This window comes from Alloalcanivorax dieselolei B5 (genome assembly GCF_000300005.1).
GTDB lineage: Bacteria > Pseudomonadota > Gammaproteobacteria > Pseudomonadales > Alcanivoracaceae > Alloalcanivorax > Alloalcanivorax dieselolei.
The window spans coordinates 4,607,350-4,622,508 of sequence record NC_018691.1 but is presented as its reverse complement, the minus strand read 5'-3'; the positions used below and the strand labels follow the sequence as shown (position 1 = coordinate 4,622,508).

General features: G+C 62.7%; 18 protein-coding genes. 11 read left to right on the top strand and 7 right to left on the bottom strand.

The window, feature by feature from the left end:
- Positions 1-186 precede the first annotated feature (186 nt).
- Entirely contained in the window at positions 187-699 is a 513-nt protein-coding gene (locus B5T_RS20715; protein WP_014996483.1) for a winged helix-turn-helix transcriptional regulator, read from the bottom strand.
- Positions 700-874: 175 nt separating this feature from the next.
- Between B5T_RS20715 and B5T_RS20710 the strand changes: the two genes are divergently transcribed.
- Positions 875-1,600 (top strand): SDR family oxidoreductase, encoded by a 726-nt coding sequence (locus B5T_RS20710; RefSeq protein WP_014996482.1) that lies wholly within the window; start codon positions 875-877, stop codon positions 1,598-1,600.
- Position 1,601: 1 nt separating this feature from the next.
- The gene (locus B5T_RS20705) at positions 1,602-2,192 is read left to right on the top strand and encodes a 2-hydroxychromene-2-carboxylate isomerase (protein WP_014996481.1); all 591 of its coding nucleotides are present in this window, start codon (positions 1,602-1,604) and stop codon (positions 2,190-2,192) included.
- Positions 2,193-2,403: 211 nt separating this feature from the next.
- On the opposite strand, the gene speE is transcribed toward B5T_RS20705, so the two are convergent.
- Complete coding sequence (speE, locus tag B5T_RS20700) at positions 2,404-3,264, bottom strand: polyamine aminopropyltransferase (protein WP_014996480.1); 861 nt, start codon at positions 3,262-3,264, stop codon at positions 2,404-2,406.
- Between the two features lie 237 nt (positions 3,265-3,501).
- Here speE and speA point away from each other — a divergent pair, with 237 nt between their 5' ends.
- Both speA and B5T_RS20690 read left to right on the top strand, forming a co-directional pair.
- The gene (gene speA, locus B5T_RS20695; RefSeq protein ID WP_014996479.1) at positions 3,502-5,382 is read left to right on the top strand and encodes a biosynthetic arginine decarboxylase; all 1,881 of its coding nucleotides are present in this window, start codon (positions 3,502-3,504) and stop codon (positions 5,380-5,382) included.
- 32 nt (positions 5,383-5,414) lie between these two features.
- Positions 5,415-5,867 (top strand): DUF4112 domain-containing protein, encoded by a 453-nt coding sequence (locus B5T_RS20690; RefSeq protein WP_014996478.1) that lies wholly within the window; start codon positions 5,415-5,417, stop codon positions 5,865-5,867.
- Here the strand turns inward: B5T_RS20690 and B5T_RS20685 are convergent.
- On the bottom strand, positions 5,839-6,525 hold the full coding sequence (locus tag B5T_RS20685) for a DUF523 domain-containing protein (protein ID WP_014996477.1): 687 nt from the start codon (positions 6,523-6,525) through the stop codon (positions 5,839-5,841). The two genes, B5T_RS20690 and B5T_RS20685, sit on opposite strands and share 29 nt — an antisense overlap.
- A 36-nt stretch (positions 6,526-6,561) precedes the next feature.
- Between B5T_RS20685 and B5T_RS20680 the strand changes: the two genes are divergently transcribed.
- Positions 6,562-7,536 carry a 2-hydroxyacid dehydrogenase gene (locus tag B5T_RS20680; protein WP_014996476.1) on the top strand — a complete coding sequence of 325 codons (975 nt, stop codon included), beginning with the start codon at positions 6,562-6,564 and terminating at the stop codon, positions 7,534-7,536.
- A gap of 3 nt (positions 7,537-7,539) precedes the next feature.
- Positions 7,540-7,965, top strand: coding sequence for a secondary thiamine-phosphate synthase enzyme YjbQ (locus B5T_RS20675; RefSeq protein WP_014996475.1), 426 nt, complete (start codon positions 7,540-7,542; stop codon positions 7,963-7,965).
- A gap of 114 nt (positions 7,966-8,079) precedes the next feature.
- Here B5T_RS20675 and B5T_RS20670 read toward each other — a convergent pair whose 3' ends face one another.
- The 3 genes from B5T_RS20670 to B5T_RS20660 all read right to left on the bottom strand — a co-directional run bounded on the left by B5T_RS20670 (position 8,080) and on the right by B5T_RS20660 (position 9,950).
- Positions 8,080-8,796, bottom strand: a complete 717-nt coding sequence (locus B5T_RS20670) for a DUF2057 domain-containing protein (RefSeq protein ID WP_014996474.1) — start codon at positions 8,794-8,796, stop codon at positions 8,080-8,082.
- 106 nt (positions 8,797-8,902) lie between these two features.
- Positions 8,903-9,238 carry a DUF4870 family protein gene (locus B5T_RS20665; protein WP_014996473.1) on the bottom strand — a complete coding sequence of 112 codons (336 nt, stop codon included), beginning with the start codon at positions 9,236-9,238 and terminating at the stop codon, positions 8,903-8,905.
- A 70-nt stretch (positions 9,239-9,308) separates the two neighbouring features.
- Entirely contained in the window at positions 9,309-9,950 is a 642-nt protein-coding gene (locus B5T_RS20660) for an MBL fold metallo-hydrolase (RefSeq protein WP_014996472.1), read from the bottom strand.
- Positions 9,951-10,010: 60 nt separating this feature from the next.
- Here B5T_RS20660 and B5T_RS20655 point away from each other — a divergent pair, with 60 nt between their 5' ends.
- Positions 10,011-10,766, top strand: coding sequence for an SDR family oxidoreductase (locus B5T_RS20655; RefSeq protein ID WP_014996471.1), 756 nt, complete (start codon positions 10,011-10,013; stop codon positions 10,764-10,766).
- Positions 10,767-10,917: 151 nt separating this feature from the next.
- On the opposite strand, the gene B5T_RS20650 is transcribed toward B5T_RS20655, so the two are convergent.
- Positions 10,918-12,105, bottom strand: coding sequence for a CaiB/BaiF CoA transferase family protein (locus B5T_RS20650; protein WP_014996470.1), 1,188 nt, complete (start codon positions 12,103-12,105; stop codon positions 10,918-10,920).
- A gap of 104 nt (positions 12,106-12,209) precedes the next feature.
- Between B5T_RS20650 and B5T_RS20645 the strand changes: the two genes are divergently transcribed.
- The 4 genes from B5T_RS20645 (at position 12,210) to B5T_RS20630 (ending at position 14,968) form a co-directional block, all read left to right on the top strand.
- The gene (locus B5T_RS20645; protein WP_014996469.1) at positions 12,210-12,857 is read left to right on the top strand and encodes a TetR/AcrR family transcriptional regulator; all 648 of its coding nucleotides are present in this window, start codon (positions 12,210-12,212) and stop codon (positions 12,855-12,857) included.
- A gap of 57 nt (positions 12,858-12,914) precedes the next feature.
- Entirely contained in the window at positions 12,915-13,910 is a 996-nt protein-coding gene (locus B5T_RS20640; RefSeq protein WP_014996468.1) for an NAD(P)H-dependent flavin oxidoreductase, read from the top strand.
- Positions 13,911-13,915: 5 nt separating this feature from the next.
- The gene (cobU, locus tag B5T_RS20635) at positions 13,916-14,443 is read left to right on the top strand and encodes a bifunctional adenosylcobinamide kinase/adenosylcobinamide-phosphate guanylyltransferase (RefSeq protein WP_014996467.1); all 528 of its coding nucleotides are present in this window, start codon (positions 13,916-13,918) and stop codon (positions 14,441-14,443) included.
- A gap of 174 nt (positions 14,444-14,617) precedes the next feature.
- Entirely contained in the window at positions 14,618-14,968 is a 351-nt protein-coding gene (locus tag B5T_RS20630) for a c-type cytochrome (protein ID WP_014996466.1), read from the top strand.
- Positions 14,969-15,159: the final 191 nt, after the last annotated feature.

Sequence of the window (15,159 nt, the reverse complement as noted above, 5' to 3'; positions counted from 1 at the left end):
GGAACCGACCATGTGGCACGTCAATTGGCCCCTGGTGCGACGTCGGGTGCTGCTGATCGTCATTCTGGGAGTCGTGGCTTGGGCCGTAGCGGTACAGGTGGGTGGCTGATTTTGGGTTGTGGCCACTCAGAAAAGGGAGCCTTTGGCTCCCTTTTTTTATGACCGCCGTCCATGGCGGTCACCCGGTCATCCACCCTGCCGCCAGGCGGTGTCCGGTGACCGGCCTTCGTCGGGCAGTTCCAGTTGTTGCGCCAGGGCCGGGTTGGCCGCCACGGTGACATCCCGCGGTCCCACCACGTCGCCGCAATCGGCGCAGGTGAGCTGAGCCTGGAAACGGTGTCCATGACCGCGGTGAATATGCTGCAGCGGGGCGCCATGGTCATCGGACAGCCAGCGGTCGCCCCATTGCACCAGGTGAATGATCGCCGGGTGCAGTTCCAGCCCCATGGTGGTGAGGCGATACTCTTCCCGCGGGGGCCGTTCCTGGTAAGCCCGCTTCTCCAGTACACCGGCCGCCACCAGCTTGCGCAGCCGGTCGCTGAGCACATGCCGGGTGATCCCCAGCCGTTCCTGGAAACGCTCGAACCGGCGCACGCCGAGAAAACAATCCCGCAATATCAACAGCGTCCAGCGGTCGCCGATCACCGCCAGGGTGCGGGCCATGGAGCAGGGCTCCTGATCCAGATCTTGCCAGCGCATAAGTATCTCCTTAACCACGCCGCAGTATAGAGGTTTGACAGGTTCTAAAAAAGAATGGACTATTTGGTTCCTTTTTGGAACTTTCAATGTCGATGGTCGGTACCGTTATGTTGACCGTGGTGCATATGTTGATCGCGGTGCAGTGGGCCGACCGTGGTGCAATCAGGAGAGAGTCATGAGCAAACCCGCGATCTTGGTGGTGGGGGCCGGCGATGCCACCGGCGGCGCCATTGCCCGACGCTTCGCCCGCGAGGGTTATGTGGCCTGTGTCAGCCGACGCCAGAAGGAATCCCTGGCGGACCTGGTGGCTGAGATCGAAGCGGAGGGCGGAGAGGCCCGCGCCTTTGGCTCCGACGCCCGTGATGAAGAGCAGGCGGTGGCCCTGGTGGATACCATCGAACAGGAGGTGGGGCCTCTGGAGGTATTGGTGTTCAACATTGGCGCCAACGTCAACTTTCCGATCCGTGACACCACTGCCCGGGTCTATCGCAAGGTCTGGGAGATGGCGGCGTTCGCCGGTTTCCTGGCCGGACGTGAGGCGGCGCGGGTGATGGTGCCCCGAGGGCGCGGCACCATCATTTTCACCGGCGCCACCGCGTCGCTGCGCGGTGGTCGTGGCTTCTCCGCTTTTGCCGGCGCCAAGTTCGCGCTGCGCGCACTGGCCCAAAGCATGGCGCGGGAGCTGGGACCGGAGGGCATCCATGTGGCGCACAGCATCATCGATGGCGCCATTGATACCGCCTTTATCCGTGACAACTTTCCCCAGCGTTACGCGCTCAAGGAGCAGGACGGTATCCTCAACCCCGAGCACATTGCCGATACTTACTGGACGCTGCATCAACAGCCCCGTGATACCTGGACCCATGAGCTGGATCTGAGACCCTGGATGGAGACCTTTTGAGATGAGCAAAACCGTGGAATTCTTCTTCGACGTGGGCAGCCCCACCACCTATCTGGCCTGGACCCAATTACCCGGAATCGCCGAACGTCATGGCGCTGAACTGGTGTACCGGCCGATGTTGCTTGGTGGGGTATTCAAGGCCACCGGTAACGCCTCCCCGGCGACGGTTCCGCTCAAGGGCTTGTACACTCGAAAGGACATGCAGCGCTATGCCCGGCGATATGGTGTGCCCCTCAAGCAGAACCCGCATTTTCCGGTGAATACGCTGAACTGCATGCGTCTGCTCACCGCCGCCTTGAACACGCCGCAATGGGACACCATGCTGCGCGCGCTGTTCGAAGGGATGTGGCTGCGGGAACGCAAACTGGATGAGCTGGAAGTGCTTGGCGCGACCCTCCAGGAAGCCGGTCTTGATCCGGCGGAATGGGCGGCCCGGGCCCAGCAGCCGGAGGTTAAGGACGCGCTGAAAAAGACCACGGAAGAAGCCGTGTCCCGCGGCATCTTCGGCGCCCCGACAATGTTTGTCGGCGACGAAATGTTTTTCGGCCAGGACCGTCTGGATTGGGTGGAAGAAGAGCTTGGGAAGAGTTGACAGTTGATAGTGGACAGTTGACAGTGAAAAACGAAATAAATGCGTTTACGCAAAAACCCTTTGCGCATCAGCAAGATCCGTTTTTCCTGGTGTTGTTTTTGTTCCAAGAGCAAAGAGGCCGCGCCAAGCTTCAGGCGCGGCCTCTTTGCTTTCAAATCAATTGATCCTGTCTCGCGTCGCTGTCAACTGTCCACTATCAACTGTCAACCCCTCAGGTGCCGATGGCGGCGCTCATGAACGGCGGCAGGGTCAGGGCGCCATGGTGGATGGCGTTGCTGTAATAGCGGGTGTCGAAGTCCTTGCCGGCGGCGTCCGCCTCGCGGAAGGCACCGACATCACAGCCTTTGCCGGCCAGGGTGCAGCTCCACCAGCCGCTGGGATAGACCGGCTGCGGGAACGGCAGGGTCTGGGTGTGATCAAAACCGGCCTCGCGCATGTTCACATGCAGGTCGCGGATGATGGTGTCGCTGTGCAGCAGCGGTGACTCCGATTGCTGTACCAAGACCCCGCCATCGGCGAGCACGCGGTGGCAGTGACGGAAGAACTCCGCCTTGAACAGCCCTTCCGCGGGCCCCACCGGATCGGTGGAATCGACGATGATGACGTCGAACTGGCCGGGCTCGCACTCCTGCATGAACTTGACGCCGTCCTCGAAGCGCAGCTCGGCGCGGGGATCGTCGTTGGACTCGCACAATTCCGGGAAGTACTTCTCGGAGAAGCGGGTGACCTGTTCGTCGATGTCGATCTGCACCGCTTTTTCCACACCGCCGTGGCGCAGTACCTCGCGCAGGGTGCCGCAATCGCCGCCGCCGATGATCAATACCCGGCGCGGTGCCGCGTGCGCGAACAGGGCCGGGTGCGCCATCATTTCGTGATAGAGGAAGTTATCGCGGCTGCTCAGCATGGTGGCGCCGTCGATGGTCATCAGATAGCCAAAGGTGTCGGTTTCCCACATTTCGATGTGCTGGTAGGGGGTTTGCACCGCTTCCAGCTTTTGCTTGAGGCGCAGGCCGAAGGCCACGCCGGCGGAGTCGAAATGCTCGATGAACCAGTTGCCGTCTTGGGCACTCATAGGACTCTTCCCGCTGATGGGTGGTGGAGAAAAACAGTAAATGGAACGGCGCCGATTGTACTGCGCCGTGGTACTGGCGCCTATAGAAAAGCGCCGGACGCCGGGCGCTTTAAATAAGAGGTCGGACGTCTGACGTCAGACGTCCGGCGAATTATACCGAAGCAAGGATTTGCCACCCCTCCATGATGGCCCATAATTGGGGCTGCCCTCATCCTCATCAGCAAGGATCACCAGCCTATGAGCACCACCCCGGAACGCCCCTTTGACGCCATCTACAATGTGGATCGCTGGGGGGATGGCTATTTCCGTATCGATGACCGGGGGCGCCTGTGCGTGCGGCCGCGGGGTGGCGATGGCACCGAGGCGCCGTTGGAAACGGTGCTGGAAGCCTGCCGGCAGGCCGGGTTGCGGCCTCCGGTGCTGGCCCGCTTCTCCGGCATTCTCAGGGACCGGGTGCGGCGTTTGTCCGGCGCCTTCGGGGCCGCCATTGACGATCTGCAATACCGGGGGGAGTACACACCGGTTTATCCGATCAAGGTGAATCAGCAGCGCCGGGTGGTGCATGAGATCATCCGCGCCCGTGAAGACGGTGACCGGGTCGGCCTGGAAGCCGGCTCCAAGCCCGAGCTGCTGGCGGTGCTGGCGCTGTCCAATCCCGGCGACACGGTGGTCTGCAACGGCTATAAGGATCGTGAATACCTGCGTCTGGCGCTGATGGGCCAGACGCTGGGGTTCAAGGTGCATATCGTGGTGGAAAAGCTCTCGGAGCTGCCACTGCTGCTGGAAGAGGCGGACCGGATCGGGGTACAGCCGATCATTGGCCTGCGCGTGCGCCTGATGAACATCGGCAAGGGCAACTGGCAGAACACCGGGGGCGAGAAATCCAAATTCGGCCTGAGCGCGCCGCAACTGATCGAGGCGGTGGCGCACTGCCGGGACGCCGGCAAGTTGTCCTGTGTGCGCATGTTGCATTTTCACCTGGGCTCCCAGGTGGCCAACATCCAGGACATCAAGGCCGGCATGCGCGAGGCGGCCCGCTACTATGTGGAACTGCGCGGCCTGGGCGCGCCGGTGGATACCGTGGACGTGGGCGGTGGCCTCGGCGTGGATTACGAAGGCACCCACTCGCGTTCCTACTGCTCGATGAACTATGGCGTGGCCGACTACGCCTGGCATATTGTTCATACTCTGGCTGAACAGTGCGCCGCCCACGACTTGCCGCACCCTGACGTGATTTCCGAGTCCGGCCGCGCGCTCACCGCCCATCACGCGGTGCTGTTGCTCAATATCACCGACGAAGAACGCCAGACCGTGGCGGAGGTGGCCCCGCCCGGTGCCGACGACAGTGTGGAACTGCACGAGCTGTGGCGGTTGAACGGGCAACTGGAACGCGGCGAGGGCAACCTGCTGGAGCTGTATCCGGAACTGATGGGCGCCTGGCAGGATCTGCAACTGCGTTACCTTAACGGGGACCTCGGCATCGTCGAACGTGCCCGCGCCGAGCAGTTGTACGTGAATGCACTGCTGCGCTTGCGCCAGCGCCTGGATCCGCGCCGCCGGCAGCAGCGGGAGCTGCTGGACCAGCTCAATGAACGTCTGGCGGACAAGTTGTTCGTCAACTTCTCCGTGTTCCAGTCGGTACCGGATGTCTGGGGTATCGATCAGGTGTTTCCGGTGCTGCCTTTGTCCGGGCTCGATCAGCCGGCCACCCGCCGGGGGGTCTTGCAGGACATCACCTGCGACTCGGATGGCCGTATCGATCAGTACGTGGACGGTGAGGGCGTGGAAAGCAGCCTGCCGCTGCCGGAGACCCTGAATGGCCATCTTGGTATCTTCATGGTTGGCGCTTACCAGGAGATTCTTGGTGACATGCACAACCTGTTCGGTGACACCGACTCGGTGGATGTTACGGTCACGGAGAATGGCGACATTGAACTGGCCCACGCGATTCAAGGCGACACCGTCAGTAGCGTGCTGCGTTACGTTAATTTCGATCCCCAGCGGTTGCTGGAAACCTTGGAAAACCGATGCCGTGATGCGCATCTGGACGAATCACGCCGGCAGGTGTTTCTGAACGACATTCGCGACGGTCTGGCCGGTTACACCTATCTGGAATAACCGATTCCGCAGACTGGAAAGGAGATCAGTGCATGGATGAACAGGAACGTCAGCGTTATCAGGCGGTGCTGGAACGGCTTGACCGGTTCAGCACCTGGACCGACTCCAGTATCGGTATTCCTTTCACCCGCTTTCGTATCGGCCTGGAAGCCATTATCGGGCTGATTCCGGGTATCGGCGACGTGGTGGGGTTGGTGCTGTCCAGTTATGTGTTGTTGCAGGCGCAGAAAGTCGGCGCCAGCGGCAAGGTCAAACGGCGCATGGTGCGCAACATCCTGGTGGACTTTCTCGGCGGCCTGCTGCCAGTGGTCGGTGATGCCTTCGACGCGGTGTTCAAAGCGAATACGCGCAATACCCGATTGCTGCGTGAGTACCTTTATGAGCAGTTGGAAGAAGAACCGAAGCAACGGTTTCCGTGGTGGCCTTTCCTTGGGCTGTGCGTGTTGTTCGCGGTCATCACCGCTGTGGTGATGTGGATTTGGTAAAGGGACGGTGATGGCGTTCAAAACGCTGCAAATACCTCAATAGCAACTGCCGAGGGCCCGGAGCAAGGTGTTGTGCCCGCTGTCGCAGATCGGCAAGGGAGCCGCCCAGCCGCCAGTGGCGATGGCAGTGGACTTGCAGCAGGAAATCAGTGAGCACGCCATCCTCATCCAGATCGCTGTCGTTGCACAGTGGCAAGAACGGCAGACGGGCATGGAGCCGGGCGGCGAAAGCGCCGCTGGTGAAGCCGAGTTCCCGGCCGCTCTCGTCATGCAGCGGTGTGGTGCCAAAGCCGCAACTGGGTGAACGCGACTTCAGCACCACGCCGTCCAGTGCCAGCGCCAGGCCGTCGGCGTAATCCGCCAGGGCATCACTGAAATCTTCGTTCGGCGCGGCCAGGCCGCGCACGCGCTGCGCCTCGCCCACAAGCACCACCTGGATCGGGGGGCGAGGCACTGGCAGGCCGATGGCGGTTTCCGGGCATAGCGGCACCAGGGTAACCCGGGCCGCCAGGGTGTTGGCCACGGTGGAATGGTACTTGTGGCCGCCGTCGTAGCGCACCGGCTGGCCCAGCAGGCAGGCGCTGGCCGCCACCCGGGGCGGCTCCGGGCGTTCCGGGGAAGGCTCGAAGCCCATTTCCCTGAGCAATTCCGTTAGCATAGTGGGCCCGTCCGGTTTCACAACGAAGGATCTCCCATGCAAGGCGTATTTCTCGACATCGAAACCATCAAGCCCTCCGAACTGGATTTGTCGGCGCTGCGGGCCGCGCTGTCCGGCTGGACCTTCCATGACCGCACCGCCCCGGAACAGGTGGCCGAACGTCTGGCCGGCGCCGCCGTGGCGGTGACCAACAAGGTGGTCATCGACCGGGCCACCATGGACGCTTGTCCGGACCTCAAGTTTATCGGTATCTCCGCCACCGGCACCAATAACGTGGATCTGGACGCGGCGCGGGAAAAAGGCATCGTGGTCAGCAACGTGGTGGGCTACTCCACCGCCACCGTGGCGCAGCACGCGATGGCGCTGATGCTGGGCCTCGCCACGCAATGGCATCGATACGACCGGGATGCCCAACGGGGCCGCTGGAGCGAGTCCACCATGTTCTGTCGCATGGATTACCCGGTGGTGGATCTGGCCGGCCGTACCCTCGGTATTATCGGCTACGGCGCTCTGGGACAGAGGGTGGCGGCCATCGCCCGGGCACTGGGCATGGATGTGCTGGTGGCCGCGTCACTGCGTCCTGACGCGAGCCCGGCGCCGGACCGGGTGCCGCTGCCGGAGTTTCTCCGTCGCGCCGACGTTATCAGCTTGCATTGTCCGCTCACCGAAGACACCCAGGGGCTGGTCAATGATGATTTCCTGGCTGCCATGCGTCCCGGCGCTTTCCTGATCAATACCGCCCGCGGGCCGCTGGTGGATGAGGCGGCGTTGGAGCGGTCATTGCGGGCCGGGCATTTGGGCGGTGCCGCCCTCGACGTGCTCAGCCAGGAGCCGCCGGCGGCGGATCACCCTCTGCTCAGCGGCGATGTGCCGAACCTGATCGTCACTCCGCACAGCGCCTGGGTCAGTACCGAGTGTCGTCAGCGAATGGTCGACCAGGTAGTGGAGAACATCCACGCCTGGCGCAACGGACGGCCGGTCAACGTCGTCAACGGTCTACAAGGAGCCTGAGCCATGTGGCACCAGCAGACCATCACCCTGAAGCCCCGGGCACGGGGTTTTCACCTGATCACCCGTGAAGTGGTCGAGGCGCTGCCGGAATTGGGGCGTTACCGGGTGGGGTTGCTGCATTTGTTCATCCAGCACACTTCCGCGTCCCTGGCCGTCAACGAAAACGCGGACCCGGATGTGCGCGGCGATCTGGAGCGCCATTTTAATGTGATGGTGCCGCAGAATGCGCCCCACTACGAACACACCCTGGAAGGACCAGACGACATGCCCGCGCACATCAAGAGCGTGCTGATCGGCCCGTCCCTGTCATTACCGCTCCATGACGGGGCCCTGGCCCTGGGCACCTGGCAGGGGATCTATCTGTGCGAGCACCGGGATCATGGCGGCGCGCGCAAGGTCGTGGCGACCTTGCAGGGCGAGGCGGGATAGCGGACGACATCGTTGACGTAGCCCGCTAACGCTTGATTCGTGGCCAGGCGGAGCGCCGCCCGGCCGCGAATCAGCGCCAGCGCCGCGTGAGTGCGGGCTGCTGGCGGTCAGAGCTTACTTGGAAATCCACTGCAGGAACTCGCGACGCTCTTCCGGCGTGGCCTGGTTCCACTGGGCTTTCAGGGTATCCACATAGCTGCCGGCCGGTGCCGCCGGTGCCACGGAAGAAGACGGAGCGGGAGCCGGTGCGGAGGCCGCTTCCTTGGGCGCGATCACGGCGGCGGGCTTCGGCGCTACCGCTTCGCTGGTGGAGGATTCCACCTCGGTGCCGGTGAGGGGCGCCAGAATGCTGCGCTTGAGCACCAAACCGCTGGGTTGAGTCGGGGTCTTTTCGCCGGTGGCGGTGTTCTCCACCCAGCCGGAGAAGTTGTCCGCCAGCTCCCGGGCCTCGCGGGCGTTTTCCGGCTGCTTGTAGTTCATGGCGTAGTACTGGCCGGCCTTGCCGTTGACCGGGAACACCACCGGATCGGATTTCATCACTTCGTGGCTTTCCGAGTTCAGGTCCCACAGTTCCTTGTAGTAGGCCACGATTTCATAGGTGCCGGGGGTCAGCTTCAGATCCTTGTGGGAGGTATTGAAGAAGGTGTTGGCGCCTTTCACCTCTTGGCCATTGATGGTGACGACTTCCATCTGGGTCGGAATCCGCACCGTCAGTACCTGGGTGTCCGGCTTTTTCGGACCATCATAAAGTTGAACCACCGGATTGCGCGCACAGGCGGTGAGCGCCAGGGTGGCGAAGATCAGGATCAGAAGAGAACGCGGTGAAGGCATGGTGAACTCCCGGTAAAACAGGCCCGACAGTGTGCCGATGGCCGGTGAAGGTTTTATGACAATGTTCCATGGCAGTGTGTGCCACGGCGGCAACAACGGGGGCGGGTTAAAAGCCCCAGGTTTCCAGATTGGCCGGTGGCTGGCCGCGATTCAGTTTATCCAGGCCGCGCAGACCCCGTATTACCCACCACACCACCGTGATGGTCAACAATACCCAGCCGATCAGCGCCAGCGTGGTCAGCCCGGAGATGAAGTAATACAACAGGCCGATCCAGAATGTCCGGTACTGGAAGCGGAAATGGGCGCGAACCGGGTCGTCGGTCTGCGGCGCATACAGGTGCGCGATCACCACCGCCACCAGCGCGGTAAGGCCGCCGGTAAGAATGCCGAGAAGAAGCAAAACATAGGCCAGTTTACACAGCTGGGTATGATTATCCGGCATTGAGGGTCTCCTGATCGGCCGGGCGGGAACCGAACAGCACCTTACCCCGGCCCCTGATGCAAATGAAGCCTTAGCCGCGATGATCGGCGACGAAAGGGTTGTGCTGACGTTCATGGCCGATGGTGGACATCGGTCCGTGCCCGGGGATGAACGCCACCTCGTCGCCGAGGGTGAACAGCCTGGTCTGGATGGCGTCGATCAGGGTCTGGTAATCGCCCCGGGGAAAGTCGGTGCGGCCGATGGAGCCGTTGAACAGCACGTCGCCGACCACCGCCAGTCCGGCCTCCGGCTGGAAGAACACCACGTGCCCGGGGGTATGGCCGGGGCAATGCAATACCCTGAGTTGCGTCGCGCCGACAGTGACGGTATCGCCGTGTTCCAGCCAGCGGGCGGGAGTGAAGGGGCGAGCGGGCGGAAAACCCATCATCTGCGACTGTTGCGGCAGCATGTCGATCCAGAACTGGTCGTCACGATGCGGTCCTTCGATCGGTACGCCCAGTTCCTCCGCCAGGTCCGCGACACCGCCCACATGATCCAGGTGAGCGTGGGTCACCAGGATCTTTTCCACCTCGCCGCCGAGCTGCTCCAGAGCCTGGTGGATGCGGGGCAAATCGCCGCCGGGGTCGACGATGGCGACCTTGCCGGTGGCCTCGCAAATCAGGAAAGAACAGTTCTGTTCATAGGGGGTAACGGGCAGAATGGCGTATTTCATGGCGGATCGGCTTTGAAAAACGGGGCCGACAGTATAACCCGAACAGAAAGGAGAGCAGTGATGAGTTCATCTCCCGTGGCCATTGTGACCGGAGCCGGTACCGGCATCGGACGCGCGGTGATGCTGGCGCTGGTGAGCGCCGGTTATCGCGTGGGTGCCGCCGGCCGTAATGGCGAGCGTCTGCAGCAGGTGCTGGCGGACGCCGGGCTGGGGCCGGATCAGGCGCTGGCCATCGCCACCGATATCACCGACCCGGATTCGGTGAAGGCCCTGTTCGCCGAGGTGAAGGAACGCTACGGACGGCTCGATCTGTTGTTCAACAACGCCGGCATCGGCGCTCCGCCAGTGCCGCTGGAAGAGCTGTCGGTGAAGCACTGGCGGGCGGTGGTGGACACCAATCTGACCGGGGCTTTCCTGTGCACTCAGGAGGCGTTTCGCATCATGAAGACGCAACATCCGCAGGGTGGCCGGATCATCAATAATGGTTCGATCTCCGCCACCTCGCCGCGACCGCGCTCGGCACCCTACACCGCCACCAAACACGCCATGACCGGGCTGACCAAATCCACCTCGCTGGATGGCCGCGCTTACAACATCGCCTGCGGTCAGATCGACATCGGCAACGCCGCCACCGAAATGACCGAGCCGATGCGGCGCGGCATCCCCCAGGCCAACGGCGATATCCTGGTGGAGCCGATGATGGACGTGGCCCATGTGGCCGATGCGGTGGTGCACATGGCGCAACTGCCGCTGGACGCCAATGTGCAGGTCATGACCATCATGGCCACCAAAATGCCGTTTGTCGGGCGGGGCTGAGAGCGAGAAGACCTGAAATCGGAGGTCGCCACGAAGCCGCTGTAGGAGCTTGCCCTGCAAGCGAATGGCTCTCGGGCCAAAAGATTCGCTTGCAGGGCAAGCTCCTACAGCTCCGGTCTGTGGGAAGCGGCCGATCAATGCCGAGCTGGCCTTAGCCAGCCTGTTCCGCTCGTTCCAGCTCGGCGAGGATTTCCTCGTTATGTTCGCCGAGCCGCGGTGGCGGCCGGCGCAGGCTGCCCGGGGTGCGGGACAGACTCACCGGAGCCGTGGCCAGTAACGCTTCCTTGTCCAGTCCGGGAATGGTCATCGGCTGCAGCATGCCGCTGGCCTGAACCTGAGGGTGAGCCAGGGACTGCGCCGGGGACAGCACCGGCGCCGAGGGAATACGCGCTTCCGCCAGTGCGTCCAGCGCTTCGTCGAGGGTGCGTTCCGCGCACCAGGCCGCGATGCGCTCACACAGCTCCTCACCGTGGGCGCCGCGCCCCTCATCGTCCTGGAAGCGGGGATCTTCCAGCCATTGCGGCTCATCAATCAATGTCGCCAGCCGGCGGAACAGGGGATTGCCCACCGCCTGCAACACCAGCCAGCCGTCACGGGCCTCGAACAGATCGCCGGGGTTGGTGAAGATGCCCCGGTTACCCGCCGGCTGGCGGTTGCTGGCGACCAGATGCTGTTCCACCAGGGGCTGGGCGTGGGCGGACAGCGCGGTATTCAGCAGGGCCCCGGTAACCTCCTGGCCGCGTCCGCTGAGATTACGTTCCATCAGCGCCAGCAGGGTGCCGAAAGCCGCGTGGGTGGCGGTGGCGTGGTCCACCCAGTTCACCTGGGTGCGGCGGGGTTTGCCATCCTCACCACTCAGATACACTCCACCGCACATTACCTGGCCGATACTGTCGAAGCCGGGGCGGGTGCTCCACGGACCTTGCTGGCCGTAGGCACTGAGGTTGACCAGAATAATATCCGGCTTGATGGCGCTGAGCGTGGCGTAGTCCAGGCCCATCTTGCGCAGGGTGGTGGGGGGCAGATTGGCCACCACCACGTCGGTGTTGGCCAGCAGCCGGCGCACGATGGCGCGGCCCTCATCGCTGGTCACGTCCAGGGCCAGCGAGCGTTTATTGCGGTTCATCTGCAGATACAAGGCACCGGTGCCGTCGTCGGTCACCGGCATCAGGAAACGGTCTTCCGCGCCTTCCGGGCGTTCCACCCGGATCACATCGGCGCCGAACTCCGCCAACAGCGCCGCGCAAAAAGGGCCGGCGATGAAACGGCCGAAATCCAGAACACGGACACCGGTCAGCGGTCCCGCGTTGCCGCCAGCGGGCGGTGTTGTTGTACTCATGATCTCTCCCGATGTCTGTCTTTGTTATGATTTACACTGTATCAATAAACCAATATAAGCCCATAACCGAGGTCCGCGCCAATGGCGTAGTTGGGGAGAACCGGGTGCCGAAGAAACCGAAGACCAATCAGGAAGTGGCGGTGTTCCGTAAACGGGTGTGCGATGTCGCCACCCGTTTGTTCATCGAGCATGGACCGGAGAACGTGACCATGCGGCAGATCGCCGCCGAACTGGGCGTCAGCGCGATGACGCCGTATCGCTACTTCCGGGACAAGGATGAAATCCTTGCCGCCGTGCGTGCCGCTGCCTACAACAAGTTCGCCTCGTCGTTGTCACGGGCGGTGAACCGGGCTCCGGATGTGCGTGCCAAGGCCCGCGCCGTGGGCGATGCCTATGTCCGTTTCGCCAAACGTTACCCCGCCGCGTACCAGATGATGTTCGACTTCTCCATGCAGGATGAAGAGCGCTATCCGGAACTGGTCAAAGCCAATGCCCGTGCCCATGACACCATGATCGGCTATGTGCAATTAATGATTGATGCCGGCCTGCTGCAAGGGGACGCGGATCTGATCGGGTATATGTTCTGGGCCACCATGCACGGCATCGTGGTGCTGGAGATGGCCGGCCGTCTGGACCGGGAAATTGACGCTGATACCCTGCGCGAAAAGTGCATGCGCACGCTGTACGCGGGCATGCTGGCATCGCCGCCCTCATTGGAGCCGGGGCCCCCGGCGCATGAAGATCAGACTTGATCTTTAAAGATATACGGTGTAAATCTTATCGCCATCCCGGACCGAAGAGAGTTTCCCATGGCACTTCCTGATTCCATCGCCAGCCGGCTGCGTTTGCCGGTGCTGTGTTCGCCGCTGTTCATCATCTCCAATCCAGATCTGGTCATCGCCCAGTGCAAATCCGGTGTGATCGGTTCCTTCCCCTCCCTGAACGCCCGTCCGCTGTCACAGCTGGACGAGTGGCTGCACCAGATCACCGAGGAACTGGCGGCCTGGGATCGCGATCATCCCGATCAACCCGCCGCGCCTTTCGCGGTCAACCAGATCGTGCACAAGACCAATGACCGTCTGGAGCAGGATCTGGAGCTGTGCGAGAAGTACAAGGTGCCGCTGGTGATCACCTCCCTGGGCGCCCGCGAGGACCTCAACCAGCACGTGCACAGCTGGGGCGGCATCACCCTGCATGACGTCATCAATGACCGCTTCGGTCGCAAGGCCATCGAGAAGGGCGCGGACGGCCTCATCGCGGTGGCCGCCGGTGCCGGTGGTCACGCTGGCAAGTTGTCGCCGTTCGCCCTGGTTCAGGAATTACGCCAGTGGTTTGATGGTCCGATCGGGCTGTCCGGTTCCATCGCCAATGGCCGCTCGGTTCTCGCCGCCCAGGCCATGGGCGCGGACCTGGCCTACATCGGCTCCATGTTCATCGCCAGCGAGGAAGCCAACGCGGCGGAAGGCTACAAGCAGATGATCGTCGACAGCTCCGCCAACGATATCGTCTACAGCAACCTGTTCACCGGCGTGCACGGCAACTACCTGGCGCCGTCCATCCGCAATGCCGGCCTCGACCCGGAGGACCTGCCGGAAAGCGATCCGTCGAAGATGAACTTCGGTTCCGGCGGCAACAGCAAGGCCAAGGCCTGGAAAGACATCTGGGGCTGCGGCCAGGGTATTGGCGCGGTGGACAAGGTGGTCTCCGCGGCCGACCACGTGGACCGCCTGGCGCGGGAATACGAAGCCGCCAAGGCCGAGCTCAACGGCAAGGTTGCCTCTCCGGCGCTGCGCGCCGCGAGCTGATCCTGATGACGCATACCCTGATCCTCGGCGGTATCCGTTCCGGCAAAAGCGCGGAAGCGGAGCGGGCGGCGGCGAACAGCGGCCGCCCGGTGACCTACGTGGCCACCGCCACCGCCGGGGACGGGGAGATGCTCGATCGTATTGAGCGGCATCGCCACCGCCGCCCGGACCATTGGGGGCTGGTGGAAGAACCGCTGGCGCTGGGCCGGGTACTGCGCGAGCAGGCGCCGTCGGCGCCGTGTCTGCTGATCGATTGCATGAGCCTTTGGCTGAGCAACCTGCTGCACGCCGGCGAGCAACGCTGCCAGAAGGAACGCGACGATTTCCTTGAGGCCCTGGTCGAGTATCCCGGCCCGCTGGTGATCGTCAGCAATGAAGTGGGGCTCGGCATTATCGGCATGGACCCGCTCACCCGTCGCTTCGGCGATGAACTCGGCTGGCTCAACCAGGCGCTGGCGCAACGTTGCCATAATGTACGGCTGGTGGTGGCCGGGCTGTCCCTGGACTTGAAATCCGCTACCCGATCCGGCTGATCCGGAACGCATCTCCCCTTGACCCAAGCGTCGCCCGGCGCCCATCCGGTTGTCATGTTTGTGCCGGACGGCAACGCTATACTTTTCGCTACGCGATCCACGCGTTACTTAAAAAAGCCATACCCCTTTCCCTCGTTTGGGGTGAGTCCGGGAACGTACCGCCAAGAGTTGATCATGTTGATGCGATCTTTTTTTATCATGACATTGCCGTTGGTGCTGGCGGCGTGCACGGATGCCGACAGTGCTTCTTCTTCCGGAGAAAAGGCGGTTCGCGACGGTGCGTCCCTCTATCAACAATACTGTGTGGTTTGTCATTCCAGTGGGGCCGGCGGCGCGCCGATAGTGGCCAAGGAAAACCGCTTGCACTGGTCCCACGAAGTGGAAGAGGAAGGCTTTGACGCTATCGTGCGCGAGGCCATCAATGGTGTGAACGCGATGCCGCCCCGGGGCGGGTGCGTGGATTGCAGCGACGAGGAAATTCGCGCCACCGTGATTCATATGTTGCAGTTGAGCGGCGCCAAATAGGGTTTGTCGCGGCTCACGAGTCGCTGATATTTCACCATGCGGAGCAACCCGGACCTCTTCCCGCAGGCCAGGCTACGAAGCCTCTGTAGGAGCCAGCCCTGCTGGCGAATCTTTTCGTCCCCAGAACTTATTCTCCAGCAGGGCTGGCTCCTACAGAGGCCTTGTAGTGACCTCTGGGTTGGTGTCCGCGT